The sequence below is a fragment of the Epibacterium sp. HA2-3 genome (genome assembly GCF_055693725.2).
In genome coordinates, this window is sequence record NZ_CM172490.1 from 2,616,147 (window position 1) to 2,632,369 (window position 16,223).

Genomic DNA, 16,223 nt, shown 5'->3' on the forward strand with positions numbered 1-16,223 from the left:
TCACATGACGGGCCCGGTGCAGGAGGCAAAGGGATGTTTCCCGCAGGCGTTCCGCGCCGAGCTCGATCTGTTGATGAAATTGCGCCGGGACGTCCGGCGCTTTCGCACCGATCCGGTGGACGAGGCAGTGCTGACGCGCTGCCTCTCTGCCATTTCGCTGGCGCCTTCCGTGGGTCTCAGCGAGCCTTGGCGCATCATCCGCGTCGAAAGCGAGACCGCCCGCGCGGCGGCTCTACAGAATTTCGAGACCGCCAATGCCGAGGCGCTGGCGGACTACAGCGAGGATCGCGCTGCCACCTATGCGCGCCTCAAACTCTCCGGCATGCGCGAAGCCCCGGTCCAGATCGCCTTCTTTTGCGATGACGAGACCGGCAAGGGGCACGGCCTTGGCGCGCGCAGCATGCCGGAAATGCGCCGCTATTCGGTGGTGACGGCGGTCACGCTCTTCTGGCTCGCGCTGCGCGCCGAAGGGCTGGGGCTCGGCTGGGTTTCGGTGCTTGATCCCGCCCGAATGGCGCGCGATCTGGATGTGCCTCAAAGCTGGAGCCTCATCGGGTATTTCTGCATCGGCCACCCGGAGCGCCTGTCGGACACGCCGGAACTGGAGCAGGAAGGCTGGGAACAGCGCTTTGCCGCACTCCCGATCGAGACCCGCTGAGGCGGTGGTGCAGACGTGGGACTGACATCGGGGCGAACATGGGGCTGATCCGCATGGTGATCTTCACCCTTGTCGCCTTTGGCGCCGGGGTTCTTTATGAACGCAGCGGCGCGCGCGAGCGATGCGCTGCCGCAGGCGGTGATTGGACAAGAACAGAGACGGGGACCGGCATGATCTGCCGGATGTGACATGAGCGATGTGAGTGAAGATCTGATTTGCGTGGGCGCTCTGGCGGGGTCTTTTGGCGTGCGCGGCGAGGTCCGCCTCAAGAGCTTTTGCGCCAACGCGGAAGAGATCGAAGACTATTCCCCCCTCCTGGGCGCGGACGGTCAGACCCGCTACACGCTGGCGATCACCCGCGCGATCAAAGGCGGCTTTGCCGCCCGCATCGTGGATGTCGAAACCAAGGAGCAGGCCGATGCGCTGAAAGGCGTGCAGCTCTATGCGCCGCGCGACCGTTTGCCCTCGCTGCCCGATGATGAGTTCTACCACGCCGATCTGATCGGGCTTGAGGTCTACGACACCGGCGGCACGCTCCTGGGGCGCGTGAAGGCGGTGCAGAACTACGGCGCGGATGATCTCTTGGAACTGCATGGTCCGGGGCTATCGGCCACGGTGCTTCTGCCCTTTACCAAGGCGGCGGTGCCGACGGTGGACCTCTCTCAGGGCCGCATCATCGCAGACCCACCAGAAGGCGTGTTTTAATCACATCTGAAGCTGCTGCCTCAGCACTTCAAACATCGAGACTATCCGCTCAATTCGGCGCTGCTGCGACGCGCTGCGGTGTTCCTTTTCTACTGGCATCTGCAACCAGTCATTAAAGAGCTGGTGGCACAAAAGAAAATGCACCACAGGGTCGTCCTGACACGGATGACCATATCCCGCGCTGAGCGCGACCCAATCCGCCGCTGGGAGTCCCGCCAATCCGCGCGTTTGCGTTCGCGCCAGGCCAAAGGAATACCCGAGCCGGGTCATGAAACGCGCCACATCAAAAGCCACGGGACCGGTATCGCGCGGCGCCGGATCCAAAGCATAAAGCGGCCCATCGCGCCCAAAGACGACGTTCCGGCTATGGAAATCTCCGTGGCGCGTCCCGTGCCGGCAGGGCCTACCCTGTGCGCCGCGCGTCACATGGTGCATGAAGGCACAGATGCCAAGGAATTTCTTGGGATAGGCAACCTCTTGCGACCCGCTTCGAATGGTCTTCGCAACGCGGCGTACGCGTTTCAGCATCCCCTCTCCGTCAAAGGGCTGCGGGGTGTCTGAAGCGCTCTGATGCAGCTGCCTCAACCATGCGCCACAGTGGCGCAATACATCGGCGCGGCTGTCGAAATCTATTTCGGCGGCCTCCAGCCGGGCATATGCTGTGAGCCCCGGAACATACTTCAGCGCAAGAACGCGGTTTTCGGCATCAGCCCAGACCAGAGGCACCATTCGAAAGGCGCCATCGCGTCCCATGACACGCTCCAAAGAGCGATAGCACGACAGCAATTCGCCAAACCGCACCTGCGAGACGTCATCGTCATATTTCACCACCAAGGGATCGCAGTCTGTCCCCTCCAGCAAAAAGACCTCGCGCGCGGCTGTGGATTTGATCAGGCGCCATCGCGCGCGATCTGTCGCAATCCCCAGTGCCTGCGCGACCCGCTCGCGATCCAGATCCGGTCCGGACTGATTGGACGTATCGCTCATGTGACCCCCGGGACGCTGCTCCTTATGAGTAATCCCCCACAAATCCCTATTGCAAACCTTACTGAAGGGCGGCATGCACTTTTGCCATGAGCAAACCAACAAAATCCCATGGGCGCCTCTCGATCGGAGCCAGCCTCAAGCCTCGCGAGTTGATGAGCGACACGCCGGATCTTGCGGGCGTCTGGAAAGCAAAGATCCTTACGCTCTTTCCCGAAGCCTTCCCGGGCGTTCTGGGCGAGAGCCTCACGGGCAAGGCATTGCAGCAAGGGCTCTGGCAGCTGGAAACCGTCGATCTGCGCCCCTTTGGGATTGGCAAGCACAAGAACGTCGATGACACCCCCGCCGGGGGCGGTGCGGGCATGGTGCTGCGCGCCGACGTGCTGGGCGACGCCATCGAACACGCCATGCAGGGCACAGCCGGCAACTGGCCTCTGATTTACCTTTCCCCGCGCGGGCGGCGGATGGACCAGCAGATGATGCAAACCTTTGCCCGGTGCGATGGGCTGACACTCCTGTGTGGACGCTTTGAGGGGGTCGATGAACGGGTGCTCGAACACTACGGCATACAGGAGGTCTCGCTTGGGGATTTTGTGATGACCGGTGGCGAGCTTGCGGCGCAGGCGCTCATTGATGCCACCGTACGGCTCATTCCCGGCGTGCTGGGCAACCAGGCCTCCACCGAAGAGGAGAGCTTCTCCTCGGGTCTTCTCGAACATCCCCAATACACGCGTCCTGCCGACTGGAAAGGCCGCGCGATCCCCGATGTGCTGATGTCCGGCCACCATGGCAAAATCGCCGAGTGGCGGCAGGACATGAGCGAAAAGATCACCCAAGAACGCCGCCCGGATCTGTGGGCGGCGTATCAGGCGCGCAAGTCCAAGACCTGATCAGCAGTCCAGCTTGAGCTGCCAGCGGTTGAAACTGTCGAGCTGCTCCTGCGTGCTGCGCAGGTTGGTTGTCTCGCTGTAGCCTTTCAGCAGATCCAGAATACCGTCCTGGAACACTGCTTTGCATTCCGTCTGCGCAGCGGTGATGCGCTCGAGATCTGCAACCGTATAGGCAAAGCCCGCTGCCGCCGGAGCGATCAGCGCCACGCCACGCGCCCGATCGGCGCTAAAGGCATAGGCCTTGGCGCCATCGCGCACCGTGACCCGCTCCGCCCAGAGCGCATCGTTTTGCGCGCGTTTCTGAACAGCCGCATCCGAAGTCGGACCCGCGTAGTCGCATCCCGCGACCACAAGTGCTGAAAACCCCAATACAAAACAGTGCCTTAAAATCATCTACCCATCTCCTGTGGTTCCGCGCCAGTGTGGCTTGTGATGCCGGTAGGGTCAATCTGCTAGCACCAGCCCTGACGCACATCTGTCCGTTGCCCGAGGGGGGCTGGCGTGCTTTAGTCGCCTTGGTAAGTAAACGTAAGAACCGGGAGATCTCCGATGGCAGCAAAGTTTGAACTCTACACCGACAACGCAGGCGAATTTCGCTTCCGCCTGAAGGCGGGCAATGGCGAGAACATCCTGGCCAGCGAAGGCTACAAGCAAAAAGCCAGCGCCGAAAACGGGATCGAGTCGGTCAAGAAGAACGCCGCTGACGAGGCCCGTTTCGAGCGCAAGGAAACCGCAGCTGGCAAGCATATGTTCAACCTCAAGGCCAGCAACGGTCAGGTGATCGGCACCTCGCAGAGCTACGCAAGCGCCTCCGGTCGTGATGGCGGCATCGAGTCGGTGATGCGCAACGCCCCCGAGGCCCGCATCGAAGACCTGACCTGATCTCCCCTTCGGCACTCTGATCTGACCTCAGAACAGAGCAGCTCCGGATCGCCTGAGCCCTGCGCGAACGCGGGGCTCAACTCTTTCCTTTGGGGGTGCCGCCGCGCCTCTGAATACGCGTCGCCAGCCGCAGCAGCCGTTGGAACTTGTCGCACTCCATGTGGTTGGAGGCCGGACAGGTGGCAACATGGCGCATCATCTCGGACAAAGCCTCCAGGCGCTGCGCCTGTCTCTGGATTTCGTCCGCGCGCGCATCAAGCTCTGTGCGTGCAATCTCTGGCTGGCCTTCCGGGCCAAACATCGCGCCGATTTCATCCAGCGAAAATCCGCCCTGCTTGCCAAGCGCGATCAGCGCCAGCTGCTCCAGCACCATAGGTCCATATTGCCGTCGCAGCCCATTGCGCGACAGCGACTGGATCAGGCCCTTATCCTCGTAATAGCGCAGCGTCGACGGCTTTGTGCCGCTTTGTTTTGCAACTTCTCCGATGTCGAGCAATTTCATTATTGACCTCAAGTTGACTTGAATTCGTAGCCTGCCCTTCGAAATTGATTTTGGCAAGGAGATCTCAATGACTGCCGCCCCTTCCACCCTGCCTGCGCTGGACCGTCGCGCGGTTGCGCTGTTGCTCGCCGCGACGCTCACGACCATGGCCAATGCCGCCATCAGCCCCGCCCTGCCCGGCCTGGAGGCCCGGTTTGCCGACCACCCGCAGGCGGCCCTTCTGACACGTTTCCTGGTGCCCGCGCCCTCGGTGGCGGTGGTGCTGATCGCGGGGTGGGCCGGTGTTCTGGCGGATCGACTGGGTCGTCGTCCGCTGTTGATTGGTGGAGTGCTGCTCTTTGCGCTGGCCGGTAGCCTCGGCATGGTCCTGGGCAGCCTTGAGGCCATCCTCTTGAGCCGCCTCGCCCTTGGGGTGGGAGTGGCCCTCATCATGACAGCGCAGACCGCTCTTATTGCGGACTACTTCGACGGCGCGGCCCGCAGTCGCGTTCTGGGGCTGCAAATCTCGGCCCGAAACCTCGGCGGGCTGGTGTCGATCACCCTTGCGGGCGTGCTCGCCCTGATGTCGCCCATGCATGCGTTTGCGATCCACGGACTCGCGCTCTTGATCCTCCCGATCCTCTGGTGTGCGATTTCAGAGCCCAAACGCCCCAGCCCAGCGACCACCGCGCCCGGTGCTCCCCCTGCGACAACACAGAGGCTGGGGCTTGGTCTTTGGGCCATCGCGGGGCTGCAAATGCTGACCACGATCTGTTTTTTCACCATGCCCACGCAGGTGCCGTTCTTTGTCGCCAGTCACGGCATCAAAAACACGGCAATCATCGGCTCCGTGATGGGGGCGCTGACGCTCGCGGGGATGCTGGCGGCCACCCGCTACAGCACGCTCAAACCCCGGCTTGGGCACGCGCGGCTCTTTCTGCTGGGCTATGGGCTCATGGGGCTCGGGATGGCGGTACTGGCCCTTGCGCCGGGTCTTGCGATGATCTTTCTGGGGGCCGCGCTGGTCGGGCTTGGCTTTGCCACCGTCTCTCCGAATTTCAACGAAATTGCCCTGCGCGCCGCCCCCGCCGATCTGCGCGGGCGCGCTGCTGGGATCATGACAACCTCGGTCTTTCTGGGACAGATCGTCTCTCCGTTTCTGACCCTGCCCATGGTGCGCCACGCGGGCTACTCTGGGACCTTCGCGACCCTTGCTGTCCTGCTTGGGCTGGCCGCCTTGGTCGCGCTTCTGGCCTATGGGGTCACACGCGGCGCAACCGATGCCGCCGAGCGCGCCTACTAGGTGCCCTGCCGGTGACGATCGCGCTTGCAATGAAGGGGGATCTGGCCTAGATACCGCGCGTCCGGGGCTCTGATCGAGTCGTCCGGGCTCGCTTTGTTTGGCTTATGCCCGTCTTCTTCGGCAGGCTCGCGACGCAGGGCGCAGACGACAAGTAACGACACCACATCTCTGGCGGGCGCGAACGCGGACCCGGTGAAGACCAAGAGCTCTGGGGGATCACAAGACCTTCGTGGATATAACCACGAGCAACATAGGAGACGATCATGGATCTGATCGCACAACTCGAAGCGGAGCAGATTGCTGCGCTGGGGAAAGAGATCCCCGATTTCAAAGCCGGTGACACCATCCGCGTCGGCTACAAAGTGACCGAAGGCACCCGCACCCGTGTGCAGGCCTACGAAGGCGTCTGCATCAGCCGCAAGAACGGCTCCGGCATCGCTGGTTCCTTCACCGTGCGCAAGATTTCCTTCGGCGAAGGCGTGGAACGTGTGTTCCCGCTCTACTCCACCAACATCGAGTCCATCGAGGTGGTTCGTCGTGGTCGCGTCCGTCGCGCCAAACTCTACTACCTGCGTTCGCGTCGCGGCAAATCCGCCCGTATCGCCGAAGACGCAAACTACAAAGCCAAAGCGTAAGGAGTGGTCTCATGAAAAAAGACATCCATCCCGATTACCACTTCATCGACGTCAAAATGACCGACGGTACCGTTGTCAAAATGCGCTCCACCTGGGGCAACGAAGGCGACCAGCTGGCTCTGGACATCGACCCTTCCGCGCACCCCGCGTGGACCGGTGGCTCCTCGCGCCTGATGGACACCGGCGGCCGCGTGTCCAAGTTCAAGAAAAAATACGAAGGTCTGGGTTTCTAATCCATCCCTTGCAGGGTTTATCCTTATCGGATTACCAATCAGACGCCGCCCTCCCCGGGGCGGCGTTTTTGCGTTTCAGCCCCGTGCAGCGTGATTTCAGTGCGATTTCAGAGCGGTTTCAGAGCGGTTTCCGGGCCACAAGGCGCATCGGGTCGTCGCACGACAGGGTTTGGTACAAAATAGGCTCTAACTGGGGTGTTTTGGCCGCTTCCCATTGATTCGTCAGAGCCGTATAGTCCAGCCAAATCACAAGGCGTGGCAGCCAAAGCCGCGCAGGTTTGAAGGGATCCGTGAGATGGCACATATCATTGTCGTCGGAAACGAAAAGGGCGGCGCGGGGAAATCCACCGTCTCCATGCATGTGGCCACAACGCTGGCACGGCTGGGGTACAAGGTGGCAGGGTTGGACCTCGATCTGCGGCAGCGTTCGCTGGGGCGTTACCTGGAAAACCGGCTGGCCTTTATCGCGGCGTCCGACCTCAACCTGCCGATGGTGTCGCTGCACGAGCTGCCCGAGATCGACCCGGACACATTGCAACCGGGCGAGAACATCTATGATCTGCGTCTCTCCGCGGCGATCTCCGAGCTGGAGCCGATTTATGATTTCATCCTGATCGACTGTCCCGGCTCTCACACGCGCCTCAGTCAGGTGGCGCATTCGCTGGCCGACACGCTGATCACGCCGCTCAACGACAGTTTTGTCGATTTTGACCTGCTCGCGCATACGGACGAAAAAGGCGAGAAGATCAAAGGCCCCTCGGTCTACTCCGAGATGGTCTGGAACGCGCGTCAGCTGCGCGCACAGGCGGGTTTGCCCCCGATCGACTGGATCGTGATCCGCAACCGTGTCGGCACGCAGCGAATGGTGAACAAGGAAAAGATGGAGCGCGCGATCAATATGCTCTCCAAACGGATCGGCTTTCGCGTCGCGCCGGGCTTTTCCGAGCGAGTCATTTTCCGCGAGCTGTTCCCGCGCGGGCTCACTCTGCTGGACCTCAAGGATGTGGGGGTCAAACAGCTCAATATCTCCAATATCGCGGCCCGTCAGGAGCTGCGCGACATGATGAAGGCGCTGGAGCTCCCCGAGGTCGAGATCGACATCTGATCCAACGACGGAGCCCTTCGCGTTGAGGCTTTCCGCAGCCGCGTAGGCCCACCTATGGTGGGCCACTGCATCCGCGGCGAAGGGCGCGCGCCGGGCCAAAAGCCCGGCGCGCGCGGGTCCACCCGGTCACGGGCGGAAACACCTTTAGAAAGGTCGACACGTCCCTCAGGCGCTCCGCTCTTTTGGGTGTTCAGGTTTCCGGTTGATAGAGCGTAAAGAGCTCAATGGGTTCCGCCACGCCGCGCAACATGTAACGGCCCACGGACACCAGATCCGCGCCATCCGCTCCTGCGGCGTCGCGGACATCTTCCGACAGAATGATCGACCGCTCCACGGCGCGATGCATGTCGGCTATCCGCGCCGTCAGGTTCACAGCCGGGCCAATCACGGTGAAATCCAGCCGGTTCGGCGCGCCGATGTTGCCATAGAGGATCTCGCCGGCGTGCAGGGCCATGGTGTATTCCGCCAGCGGCAGGCCTTCGGCGGCGCGGGCCTCATTCACGGCCCTCATGCGCGGACCAAGCTCCGCCACCGCCCGCAGGGCCGCCTGCGCGTCCTCCTGCAGGGTACCGAGGTTGAACATCGCCATCACCGCATCGCCCATGAACTTCAGGATATTGCCCCCATGGGATTGGATCAGCTGGACAACGTGACCGAAGTAATCATTGAGCAAATCAACAAGCTCTTCACCCGGCAACGACTCTGAGAGGGCCGTAAAGCCGCGCAGATCAAACAGGCAGATCACTGCATCAATCCGCTGCGATGAGCCGCGCGCGATCTCACCCGATAGCACCCGCGCCCCGGCATCGCGCCCCAGGTAGACTTGCAAAAGGGCGCGCCCCATCTCCCGGTTTCCGGCAGCGGCCAACACCAGTGCCAGTGTCCCGAACACATTGCGCAGCAACGCGAGACAGGGTTCGGCCTCCTCTGGCGGGCCATCAAAACTCCAAGACGCGACCAAGCCTTCGGCATTGGGGCTATCGGGGTCAAACTGCGCCTGACTGAAATCGCCAAAGGGCTGCCAATGGGCAAAATAGCTCGTCGCCCCCATCTCCTTCAGGCGGGTAAAAATCGGAAAGCGCGCTTCGTCCTCGCTGCTGAAGCGACTGTAGTACTCCGCTTCGCCCGAGCTGATCAGAGCAAAGAACGGGCTTTGCACCCATTCATTGCGTGGCTCCTTGTGGTCCACGCGCTCAAAATACTCGGAATTCAACCCGTCCTGACGGGTCCAGGTGAAACCGATCCCCCCGAATTCCGGATGCAGCGCGCGCTGCGCCAGTTGCATCCGCAACAGAGGCACGCCGTGGTTGACCAGTTCCTCGCAGAAGCGGCGCAAGAGCTCTTCGCGCCCTACCGCCTTCAGACCCTGCTGGGTCAGCCAGTTCTTCAGATCCTCGGTCGCGGCGTGAATGGCCCCATCCTCCTGTTGCTGATCAAGGCGTGCGGTCAGCCGGCGGCTCCATGCTGGCCAATTGCCGCAACATTCGGCGCAAGAGCGCAACATCCTCTGCCGAAAACCCTTGGGTCAATCGCTGATCGTAGACCTGCGCCTGCTGTCGCAGATCCTCGTAAACACTGCGCCCTGCTGCCGTCAACTCCAGGTGTTCGGAGCGACGATCTGACTCGTCGCGACTACGACTGACCCAGCGCCGCGCGGCCAGCTTGGCAACGGCGCGGCTGATCTTGGTCTTGTGGATCCTGGCGCGCTGGCTGATGTCGCTGGCGGTCATGCGGGTGTACATCCCCAGATGAAACAGCACCCGCCATTCCGTCCGCAACATCCCGTACCGCCCCTTGTAGAGCTTTTGAAACTCCAGCGAGGAATCCTCTGCCGCGCGGTTGAGCAGAAACGGCAGAAAATCCTGCACCGCAAAATCATCATTTTTCGACATGCCCAGGCTGCGCCTCCCTTGTTAGTTACAAAATCAACTATTACCGAGAGGAAAATGCAAGAGGAGGTTGGTCAAAATGACCCGTCACGCTTTGCCGGACCAGATGATCCAGGCCCCGTCCAATCAGGGCACCCACGAAGGGTATATGCCCGGATTTGGAAATGATTTCGAAACCGAAGCCCTGCCCGGCGCCCTGCCCCAAGGCATGAACAGCCCGCAGAAATGCGAATATGGGCTCTATGGCGAACAGCTTTCCGGCACCGCCTTTACGGCGGAACGCCCCGAACGCACCTGGTGCTATCGCATCCGCCCCAGCGTGAAGCATTCGCACCGCTACGAGAAAATCGACCTGCCATATTGGAAAAGCGCACCGCATATCCCCGAGGATGTGATTTCGCTTGGCCAATACCGCTGGGACCCGGTGCCGCATACCGAAGAGGGCCTCACCTGGCTCACTGGCATGCGCACGATGACCACGGCGGGGGATGTGAACACCCAGGTCGGTATGGCGACCCATATCTACCTCGTGACCGAATCGATGAAGGATGAATATTTCTTCTCCGCCGACTCGGAACTTCTGGTGGTGCCGCAAGAAGGCCGCCTGCGCTTTGCGACAGAGCTTGGGATCATCGACATTGAGCCCAAGGAGATCGCCATCCTTCCGCGCGGACTGGTCTATCGCGTCGAAGTGCTCGAAGGTCCCGCGCGCGGCTTTGTCTGCGAAAACTACGGACAGAAATTCGACCTGCCCGGCCGCGGCCCGATCGGTGCGAATTGCATGGCGAACCCGCGGGATTTCAAGGCCCCCGTGGCGGCCTTTGAAGATCGCGAGGCGCCCTCAACACTGACCGTGAAATGGTGTGGCCAGTTCCATGAGACCAAGATCGGCCAGAGCCCTCTGGACGTGGTCGCCTGGCACGGCAACTACGCGCCCTATAAATACGACCTGCGCACCTATTGCCCGGTCGGCGCGATCCTATTTGACCACCCGGATCCGTCGATCTTTACCGTGCTCACCGCGCCCTCTGGCCAGCCGGGCACGGCCAATATCGACTTTGTGCTGTTCCGCGAACGCTGGATGGTGGCGGAAAACACCTTCCGCCCGCCGTGGTATCACAAGAACATCATGTCGGAGCTGATGGGCAATATCTACGGGCAGTATGACGCCAAGCCGCAGGGTTTTATCCCCGGTGGTGTAAGCCTTCACAACATGATGCTGCCGCATGGGCCTGACCGGGAGGCCTTTGAAGGGGCGTCGAATTCGAACCTTGGCCCCGAGAAGCTCGACAATACCATGTCGTTCATGTTCGAAACACGTTTCCCCCAGCATCTGACAGAGTTTGCAGCCAAGGAAGCACCGCTTCAGGATACGTATATTGATTGCTGGAGCGACCTTGAGAAGAAATTCGACGGCACGCCCGGTAAGAAATAGGGAGGCTGGGGGCGCTGCCCCCTCTGCGGCCCCAATTGGGGCCGCATTCACCCCCGAGATATTTGTAAAAAGCTGAAGGAGGGCCAGCAGAGCCCTCACCACCAAAAAGGAACGCGCATGCCTTTGAAAAAGTCCTGGGTGACGTCGGCCAATTCCGCTGACCACCCTTTTCCGCTGAACAACCTTCCCTATGGCGTGTTTTCAACCCTCGACAGTGATCCGCGCTGTGGGGTCGCCATCGGCGATATGATCCTCGATCTTGCTGCGGCAGAGGCGGCGGGGCTGATCGACCTCGCTGATGAGCCGATGTTCGAAATGCCCTTCTGGAACGAGTTTATGGAAGAAGGCCCCGCGGTCTGGGCCGCGTTGCGCACCCGCCTGATCGCGCTTCTGGAAGAGGGCTCGGACGCGCAAAACAAGGTCGAGCCTTGTCTCGTACCGATGTCAGGCGCTGAGATGCATATGCCAATCATGGTGTCGGAATACACCGATTTCTATGCCGGGCGTCATCACGCCACCAATGTCGGCACCATGTTTCGGGGCGCCGAGAACGCGCTGCCGCCAAACTGGCTGCATATTCCGATTGGATACAATGGTCGTGCCTCCTCAGTTGTGGTCTCGGGCACCGATGTGCGCCGTCCCTGGGGTCAGCTCAAGAGGCCAAATGACGACGCACCCCGTTGGGCCCCCTGTGCGCGCTTTGACATCGAACTGGAAATGGGAGCCATCGTCGGGACACCCTCCGACGGGCCGATCACGGTGCAGGACGCGGACGATCACATCTTTGGCTATGTGCTGCTCAATGACTGGTCGGCGCGCGACATCCAGGCTTGGGAATATCAACCGCTTGGACCGTTTCAGGCCAAGGCGACCGCCACCACCATCAGCCCCTGGATCGTCACCAAGGCCGCATTGGAGCCCTTCCGCTGCGACACCCCCGCGCGGGAGGTCGAGCTTCTCGATCACCTCAAGGACTGTGGCCCGATGCTCTATGACATCGACCTTGCCGTGACCCTGCGCCCCGAGGGGGGCGAAGAGGCTGTGATCGCGCAGACCAACTACAAGGAAATGTACTACTCTGCCGCGCAGCAACTGGCCCATCACACCACATCGGGCTGCCCGATGAACGCGGGCGACCTGCTGGGTTCCGGCACCATCTCCGGTCCGAACAAGGACGAACGCGGCTCGCTCCTCGAACTCAGCTGGGGTGGCAAGGAGCCTCTCACCCTGCCTTCGGGCGATACCCGCAGCTTTATCGAGGATGGCGACACGCTGACCCTCAAAGGCGCGGCCAAGGGCGAGGGCTACACCATCGGCTTTGGCGACTGCACCGGCACGGTGCTGCCCGCCCTCAGCGATCCGTTTGCACGCTGACGGTTTCATCTTTTCTCAAATACCTCCGCCGGAGGCATCCCAACCTGACCTCCGGCGGACCAGACAAAAAGGATACGCAACCATGGCCAAGGCCTTCGCATCCCAAGGCGACATGAGCGAAAAGAAAATCTCCTTCACCGAAGTGGGCGAAGGCCTCTATGCCTTCACCGCCGAGGGCGACCCGAATTCAGGTGTGATCATCGGCGATGACTCGGTGATGATCGTCGAGGCGCAGGCAACCCCGCGTCTGGCGAACAAGGTGATTGAATGTGTGCGCTCCGTGACCGACAAACCGATCAGCCATGTGGTGCTCACCCACTACCACGCGGTGCGTGTGCTCGGGGCTTCGGCCTTTGGGGCCCAGAACATCATCATGTCCGACACGGCACGCGCCATGGTTGTCGAGCGCGGCCAGGAAGACTGGGACAGCGAATTCCAGCGCTTCCCGCGCCTGTTCGAGGGTCATGAAAGCATCCCCGGCCTCACATGGCCGACGACCACGTTTTCGGACAGCATGACCGTCTACCTCGGCAATCGCCGTGTCGACATCAAGCATCTGGGCCGCGCCCATACCGCTGGCGACGCCGTGATCCATGTGCCGGATCAGAACGTCATGTTCACCGGTGACATCGTCGAATATCACTCCGCCTGCTACTGCGGCGACGGGCATTTTGGCGACTGGGGCAAGACGCTCGACAACATCAAAGCCTATGACGTGGACGCCATCGCCCCCGGTCGTGGTGACGCTCTGGTCGGCAAGGACATGGTCAACGCCGCCATTGAAAACACCCGCGACTTCGTGGAAAGCACCTACCGCCCGGCCGCCAAGGTTGCCGCCCGCGGCGGATCGCTCAAGGAAGCATGGGACGCGGTGCGCGAGGCCTGCGATCCCAAGTTCAAAGACTATGCAATCTACGAACATTGCCTGCCGTTCAACGTCGCTCGCGCCTATGACGAGGCCCGCGGCATCGACACGCCCCGCATCTGGACCGCCCAGCGCGATCTAGACATGTGGGACGCGCTTCAGTCCTAATATCAGTCTCTAACCCCGGGGTTAGAGACACATCACAGCCATTGGCGGCCTTGACCGCCCCTGCACCGGTCCCCCACCGAGGGACCGGCCCAGTACCCGCTTGCCCGGAGGGAGGAGACCGGATGAACAAGATATTTGAGGTGCCGCTTTATCCATATGCGCGCCATGCGGATCAGGACGCGCAGCCACCGGCTCGGCACAAGGTGGTCGTGGTGGGCGCGGGCCCCGTGGGCCTTGCCGCCGCCATCGACCTTGCCCAATCGGGCGTCCCCGTGGTGGTGCTTGATGACAATGACAAGGTGAGCTTTGGCTCGCGGGCGATCTGTTTTGCCAAGCGCACGCTCGAGATCGCAGACCGGCTTGGGGTTGGTCATGCCATGGCGGACAAGGGCGAAGAATGGAACGTCGGCAAGGTGTTTTTTGGCGACCGCAAGGTCTATGACTTCAACCTCCTGCCCGAGGACGGTCACCAGTTCCCGGCCTTTGTGAACTTGCAGCAGTATTACATCGAGGAATATCTGGTGGACCGCGTCCGCGCTCTGCGGGACGAGGGCGCGCCGATTGAAATCCGGGGCAAGAACCGGGTCACGCATGTCGAGGACCTCGGCGGCCATGTAGCGCTCACCGTGGACACGCCCGACGGCGCCTACCAGCTTGAGACCGAGTGGCTGATCGCCTGTGATGGCGCAGGCTCGCCCCTGCGGGCGCAGATGGGACTCGACTTTGTGGGCCGCGTCTTTGAGGACAACTTTCTCATTGCCGACGTGGTGATGGAGGCCGATTTCCCGACCGAACGCTGGTTCTGGTTTGATCCGCCCTTCAACAAGGGCCAGTCGGCGCTGTTGCACAAACAGCCCGATGGCGTCTGGCGTATCGACCTGCAACTGGGCTGGGACATCGACAAGGAGGCCGAGAAACGCCCCGAGAACGTGATCCCGCGCCTGAAGGCCATGTTGGGCGAGGACGTCCAGTTCGAGCTGGAGTGGGTGTCGATCTACACCTTTCAGTGCCGCCGGATGGAAAAGTTCCGCCACGGCCGGGTGATCTTTGCCGGCGATAGCGCGCATCAGGTCTCGCCCTTTGGCGCGCGCGGGGCCAACTCCGGCCTGCAGGACACCGACAACCTGATCTGGAAACTGAAACTGGTGCTCGATGGTGTGGCCGATGAGAGCCTCCTTGAGAGCTACAACGCCGAGCGAATTGCGGCAGCGGATGAGAATATTCTGAACTCCTCGCGCTCCACCGATTTCATCACGCCAAAGTCCGACATGTCGCGCATCTTCCGCGATGCGGTTCTGGATCTTTCTGAGCATCACAGCTTTGCGCGGCCCCTGGTCAACTCGGGTCGGCTGTCGCTGCCCTCAGTCTATGATGGCTCGCGGCTCAATTCCGCCGACCGCCTGCCCGGTGCCCCCGCCCGCACGCGTCCTGGCGCGCCCTGCCCGGATGTGCCGCTGGAGGGGGGCTACCTGCTGCCGCAGTTGGCGCCCGGCTTTACCCTGCTCGCCATCAACGCGGAGGTGCCTGACGGGTTTGAGGAAGCCGGGGTCTTTGTCCCGGCCCTGCGTCTGGACGGCGAGGCCTCCGCGTCCCTCGCAGAGCGGTATCTGGGAGAGGCCAGTTCAGCCGTCTACCTCATCCGCCCTGACCAACATGTCGCAACCCGGATGGACCATTTTGACCCGGCCCATTTCCACGCCGCCCTGCGCCGCGCCATTGGCAAGGAGTGATTTGCATGTCCGACGATCTGACCCTGACCCCGAACCTCGCACAGCCCGATGATGCCTATGCCCTCTTGCTCTCTGCCCACGAGGGTCTGAGCAAGGCGCAAAGCGATGCGCTCAACGCGCGGCTGATCCTGCTCCTGGCCAACCACATCGGCGACGCCGAGGTGCTGAAACAGGCTCTAACTCAGGCCAAACAGGGTCTCACCGATGGCTAACGTGGTGCTCTATGACTACTGGCGCTCCTCCGCGAGCTACCGGTTGCGGATCGCGCTGAACCTCGCAGGGATCGCCTATGAGAGCCGCTCGGTCGATCTGGTGGCGGGCGCGCAGCGCAGCCCCGAGCATCTGGCGCGCAACCCACAGGGCTTTGTGCCGGTGCTGGAGATCGACGGGGAACGGTTCACGCAATCGCTGGCCTGTCTCACCTATCTCGACAGCACGCGCGGCCTTGGCCTCTTGCCCCAAGAGCCCGTCGCACGCGCCCATGTCGAGGCGTTGGCGCAGAGTATCGCGGTGGATCTGCATCCGGTGTGCAACCTCTCTGTCGCGCGGTTTGGTGTCGCCAGCAGCGGTGGCAGCTTGCAGATGGGCGACTGGATGCGGCAGTTCATCGGACCGGGGCTAGAGGCGTTTGACAGGCTGCTTGCACGCTGGCCCGAACCGGGGGAGGGATCCTTTTGCACCGGCGCGCATCCGGGGCTTGCGGACATCTGCCTGATGCCGCAGCTCTATAATGCGCGCCGCTGGGAGGTGGACCTGAACCCCTTCCCGCGCCTCCAGCGGATCGAGGCCAGCTGCGCCGCGCATCCCGCCTTTGCGGCGGCACATCCGGATCACCACCAGCCGGCCCAGTGATTGTGCACCCCTGCTCGCGCGACCCTGATCGCAG

The 16,223-nt window shown here is 61.9% G+C and carries 20 protein-coding genes; 15 read left to right on the forward strand and 5 right to left on the reverse strand.

The genetic code is table 11. The features are described from left to right. Positions 1-4: 4 nt before the first annotated feature. The 3 genes from bluB to rimM are packed head-to-tail and all read left to right on the forward strand — an operon-like array spanning position 5 to position 1,363. Complete coding sequence (gene bluB / locus ACZ1HH_RS12285; protein WP_011539922.1) at positions 5-658, forward strand: 5,6-dimethylbenzimidazole synthase; 654 nt, start codon at positions 5-7, stop codon at positions 656-658. A 38-nt stretch (positions 659-696) separates the two neighbouring features. Further along, positions 697-846 carry a hypothetical protein gene (locus ACZ1HH_RS12290; RefSeq protein ID WP_166485563.1) on the forward strand — a complete coding sequence of 50 codons (150 nt, stop codon included), beginning with the start codon at positions 697-699 and terminating at the stop codon, positions 844-846. A gap of 1 nt (position 847) precedes the next feature. After that, entirely contained in the window at positions 848-1,363 is a 516-nt protein-coding gene (gene rimM, locus ACZ1HH_RS12295; protein WP_416369146.1) for a ribosome maturation factor RimM, read from the forward strand. Here the strand turns inward: rimM and ACZ1HH_RS12300 are convergent, their stop codons facing one another. Further along, positions 1,364-2,350 (reverse strand): phosphotransferase, encoded by a 987-nt coding sequence (locus ACZ1HH_RS12300; protein ID WP_472636755.1) that lies wholly within the window; start codon positions 2,348-2,350, stop codon positions 1,364-1,366. 86 nt (positions 2,351-2,436) lie between these two features. Here ACZ1HH_RS12300 and trmD point away from each other — a divergent pair, with 86 nt between their 5' ends. Further along, positions 2,437-3,237: a tRNA (guanosine(37)-N1)-methyltransferase TrmD gene (trmD, locus tag ACZ1HH_RS12305; protein ID WP_011539925.1), complete on the forward strand. Its 801-nt coding sequence runs from the start codon at positions 2,437-2,439 to the stop codon at positions 3,235-3,237. On the opposite strand, the gene ACZ1HH_RS12310 is transcribed toward trmD, so the two are convergent. After that, positions 3,238-3,630, reverse strand: a complete 393-nt coding sequence (locus tag ACZ1HH_RS12310) for a hypothetical protein (protein ID WP_416369148.1) — start codon at positions 3,628-3,630, stop codon at positions 3,238-3,240. 156 nt (positions 3,631-3,786) lie between these two features. Between ACZ1HH_RS12310 and ACZ1HH_RS12315 the strand changes: the two genes are divergently transcribed. Continuing rightward, a complete protein-coding gene (locus tag ACZ1HH_RS12315) occupies positions 3,787-4,119 on the forward strand; it encodes a YegP family protein (protein WP_011539927.1) in 333 nt (110 codons plus the stop codon). A gap of 76 nt (positions 4,120-4,195) precedes the next feature. On the opposite strand, the gene ACZ1HH_RS12320 is transcribed toward ACZ1HH_RS12315, so the two are convergent. Beyond that, positions 4,196-4,621, reverse strand: a complete 426-nt coding sequence (locus ACZ1HH_RS12320) for a helix-turn-helix domain-containing protein (protein WP_472636756.1) — start codon at positions 4,619-4,621, stop codon at positions 4,196-4,198. 67 nt (positions 4,622-4,688) lie between these two features. Here ACZ1HH_RS12320 and ACZ1HH_RS12325 point away from each other — a divergent pair, with 67 nt between their 5' ends. From ACZ1HH_RS12325 to ACZ1HH_RS12340, 4 genes are all read left to right on the forward strand, one after another. Then, positions 4,689-5,903 carry an MFS transporter gene (locus tag ACZ1HH_RS12325; protein WP_472636757.1) on the forward strand — a complete coding sequence of 405 codons (1,215 nt, stop codon included), beginning with the start codon at positions 4,689-4,691 and terminating at the stop codon, positions 5,901-5,903. Between the two features lie 263 nt (positions 5,904-6,166). Then, positions 6,167-6,538 (forward strand): 50S ribosomal protein L19, encoded by a 372-nt coding sequence (gene rplS, locus ACZ1HH_RS12330; RefSeq protein ID WP_011539930.1) that lies wholly within the window; start codon positions 6,167-6,169, stop codon positions 6,536-6,538. A gap of 11 nt (positions 6,539-6,549) precedes the next feature. Beyond that, entirely contained in the window at positions 6,550-6,771 is a 222-nt protein-coding gene (gene rpmE / locus ACZ1HH_RS12335; protein ID WP_011539931.1) for a 50S ribosomal protein L31, read from the forward strand. A gap of 295 nt (positions 6,772-7,066) precedes the next feature. Then, a complete protein-coding gene (locus tag ACZ1HH_RS12340; protein WP_011539932.1) occupies positions 7,067-7,876 on the forward strand; it encodes a division plane positioning ATPase MipZ in 810 nt (269 codons plus the stop codon). Positions 7,877-8,066: 190 nt separating this feature from the next. Here the strand turns inward: ACZ1HH_RS12340 and ACZ1HH_RS12345 are convergent, their stop codons facing one another. Then, on the reverse strand, positions 8,067-9,212 hold the full coding sequence (locus tag ACZ1HH_RS12345) for an adenylate/guanylate cyclase domain-containing protein (protein ID WP_472637327.1): 1,146 nt from the start codon (positions 9,210-9,212) through the stop codon (positions 8,067-8,069). Positions 9,213-9,309: 97 nt separating this feature from the next. Next, positions 9,310-9,768 carry a MarR family winged helix-turn-helix transcriptional regulator gene (locus tag ACZ1HH_RS12350; RefSeq protein WP_011539934.1) on the reverse strand — a complete coding sequence of 153 codons (459 nt, stop codon included), beginning with the start codon at positions 9,766-9,768 and terminating at the stop codon, positions 9,310-9,312. Positions 9,769-9,844: 76 nt separating this feature from the next. Between ACZ1HH_RS12350 and hmgA the strand changes: the two genes are divergently transcribed. The 6 genes from hmgA to maiA all read left to right on the forward strand — a co-directional run bounded on the left by hmgA (position 9,845) and on the right by maiA (position 16,189). Then, positions 9,845-11,200 carry a homogentisate 1,2-dioxygenase gene (gene hmgA, locus ACZ1HH_RS12355; RefSeq protein WP_416369151.1) on the forward strand — a complete coding sequence of 452 codons (1,356 nt, stop codon included), beginning with the start codon at positions 9,845-9,847 and terminating at the stop codon, positions 11,198-11,200. Between the two features lie 117 nt (positions 11,201-11,317). After that, positions 11,318-12,574, forward strand: a complete 1,257-nt coding sequence (gene fahA, locus ACZ1HH_RS12360) for a fumarylacetoacetase (protein WP_472636758.1) — start codon at positions 11,318-11,320, stop codon at positions 12,572-12,574. An 82-nt stretch (positions 12,575-12,656) separates the two neighbouring features. Continuing rightward, positions 12,657-13,607: an MBL fold metallo-hydrolase gene (locus ACZ1HH_RS12365; RefSeq protein WP_472636759.1), complete on the forward strand. Its 951-nt coding sequence runs from the start codon at positions 12,657-12,659 to the stop codon at positions 13,605-13,607. Between the two features lie 122 nt (positions 13,608-13,729). Next, the gene (locus ACZ1HH_RS12370) at positions 13,730-15,337 is read left to right on the forward strand and encodes an FAD-dependent oxidoreductase (protein WP_472636760.1); all 1,608 of its coding nucleotides are present in this window, start codon (positions 13,730-13,732) and stop codon (positions 15,335-15,337) included. Between the two features lie 5 nt (positions 15,338-15,342). Continuing rightward, positions 15,343-15,549 (forward strand): DUF2783 domain-containing protein, encoded by a 207-nt coding sequence (locus ACZ1HH_RS12375; RefSeq protein ID WP_011539939.1) that lies wholly within the window; start codon positions 15,343-15,345, stop codon positions 15,547-15,549. After that, positions 15,542-16,189, forward strand: coding sequence for a maleylacetoacetate isomerase (maiA, locus tag ACZ1HH_RS12380; protein WP_472636761.1), 648 nt, complete (start codon positions 15,542-15,544; stop codon positions 16,187-16,189). The genes ACZ1HH_RS12375 and maiA overlap by 8 nt, the downstream gene beginning before the upstream one ends. The last annotated feature ends 34 nt before the right edge of the window (positions 16,190-16,223 follow it).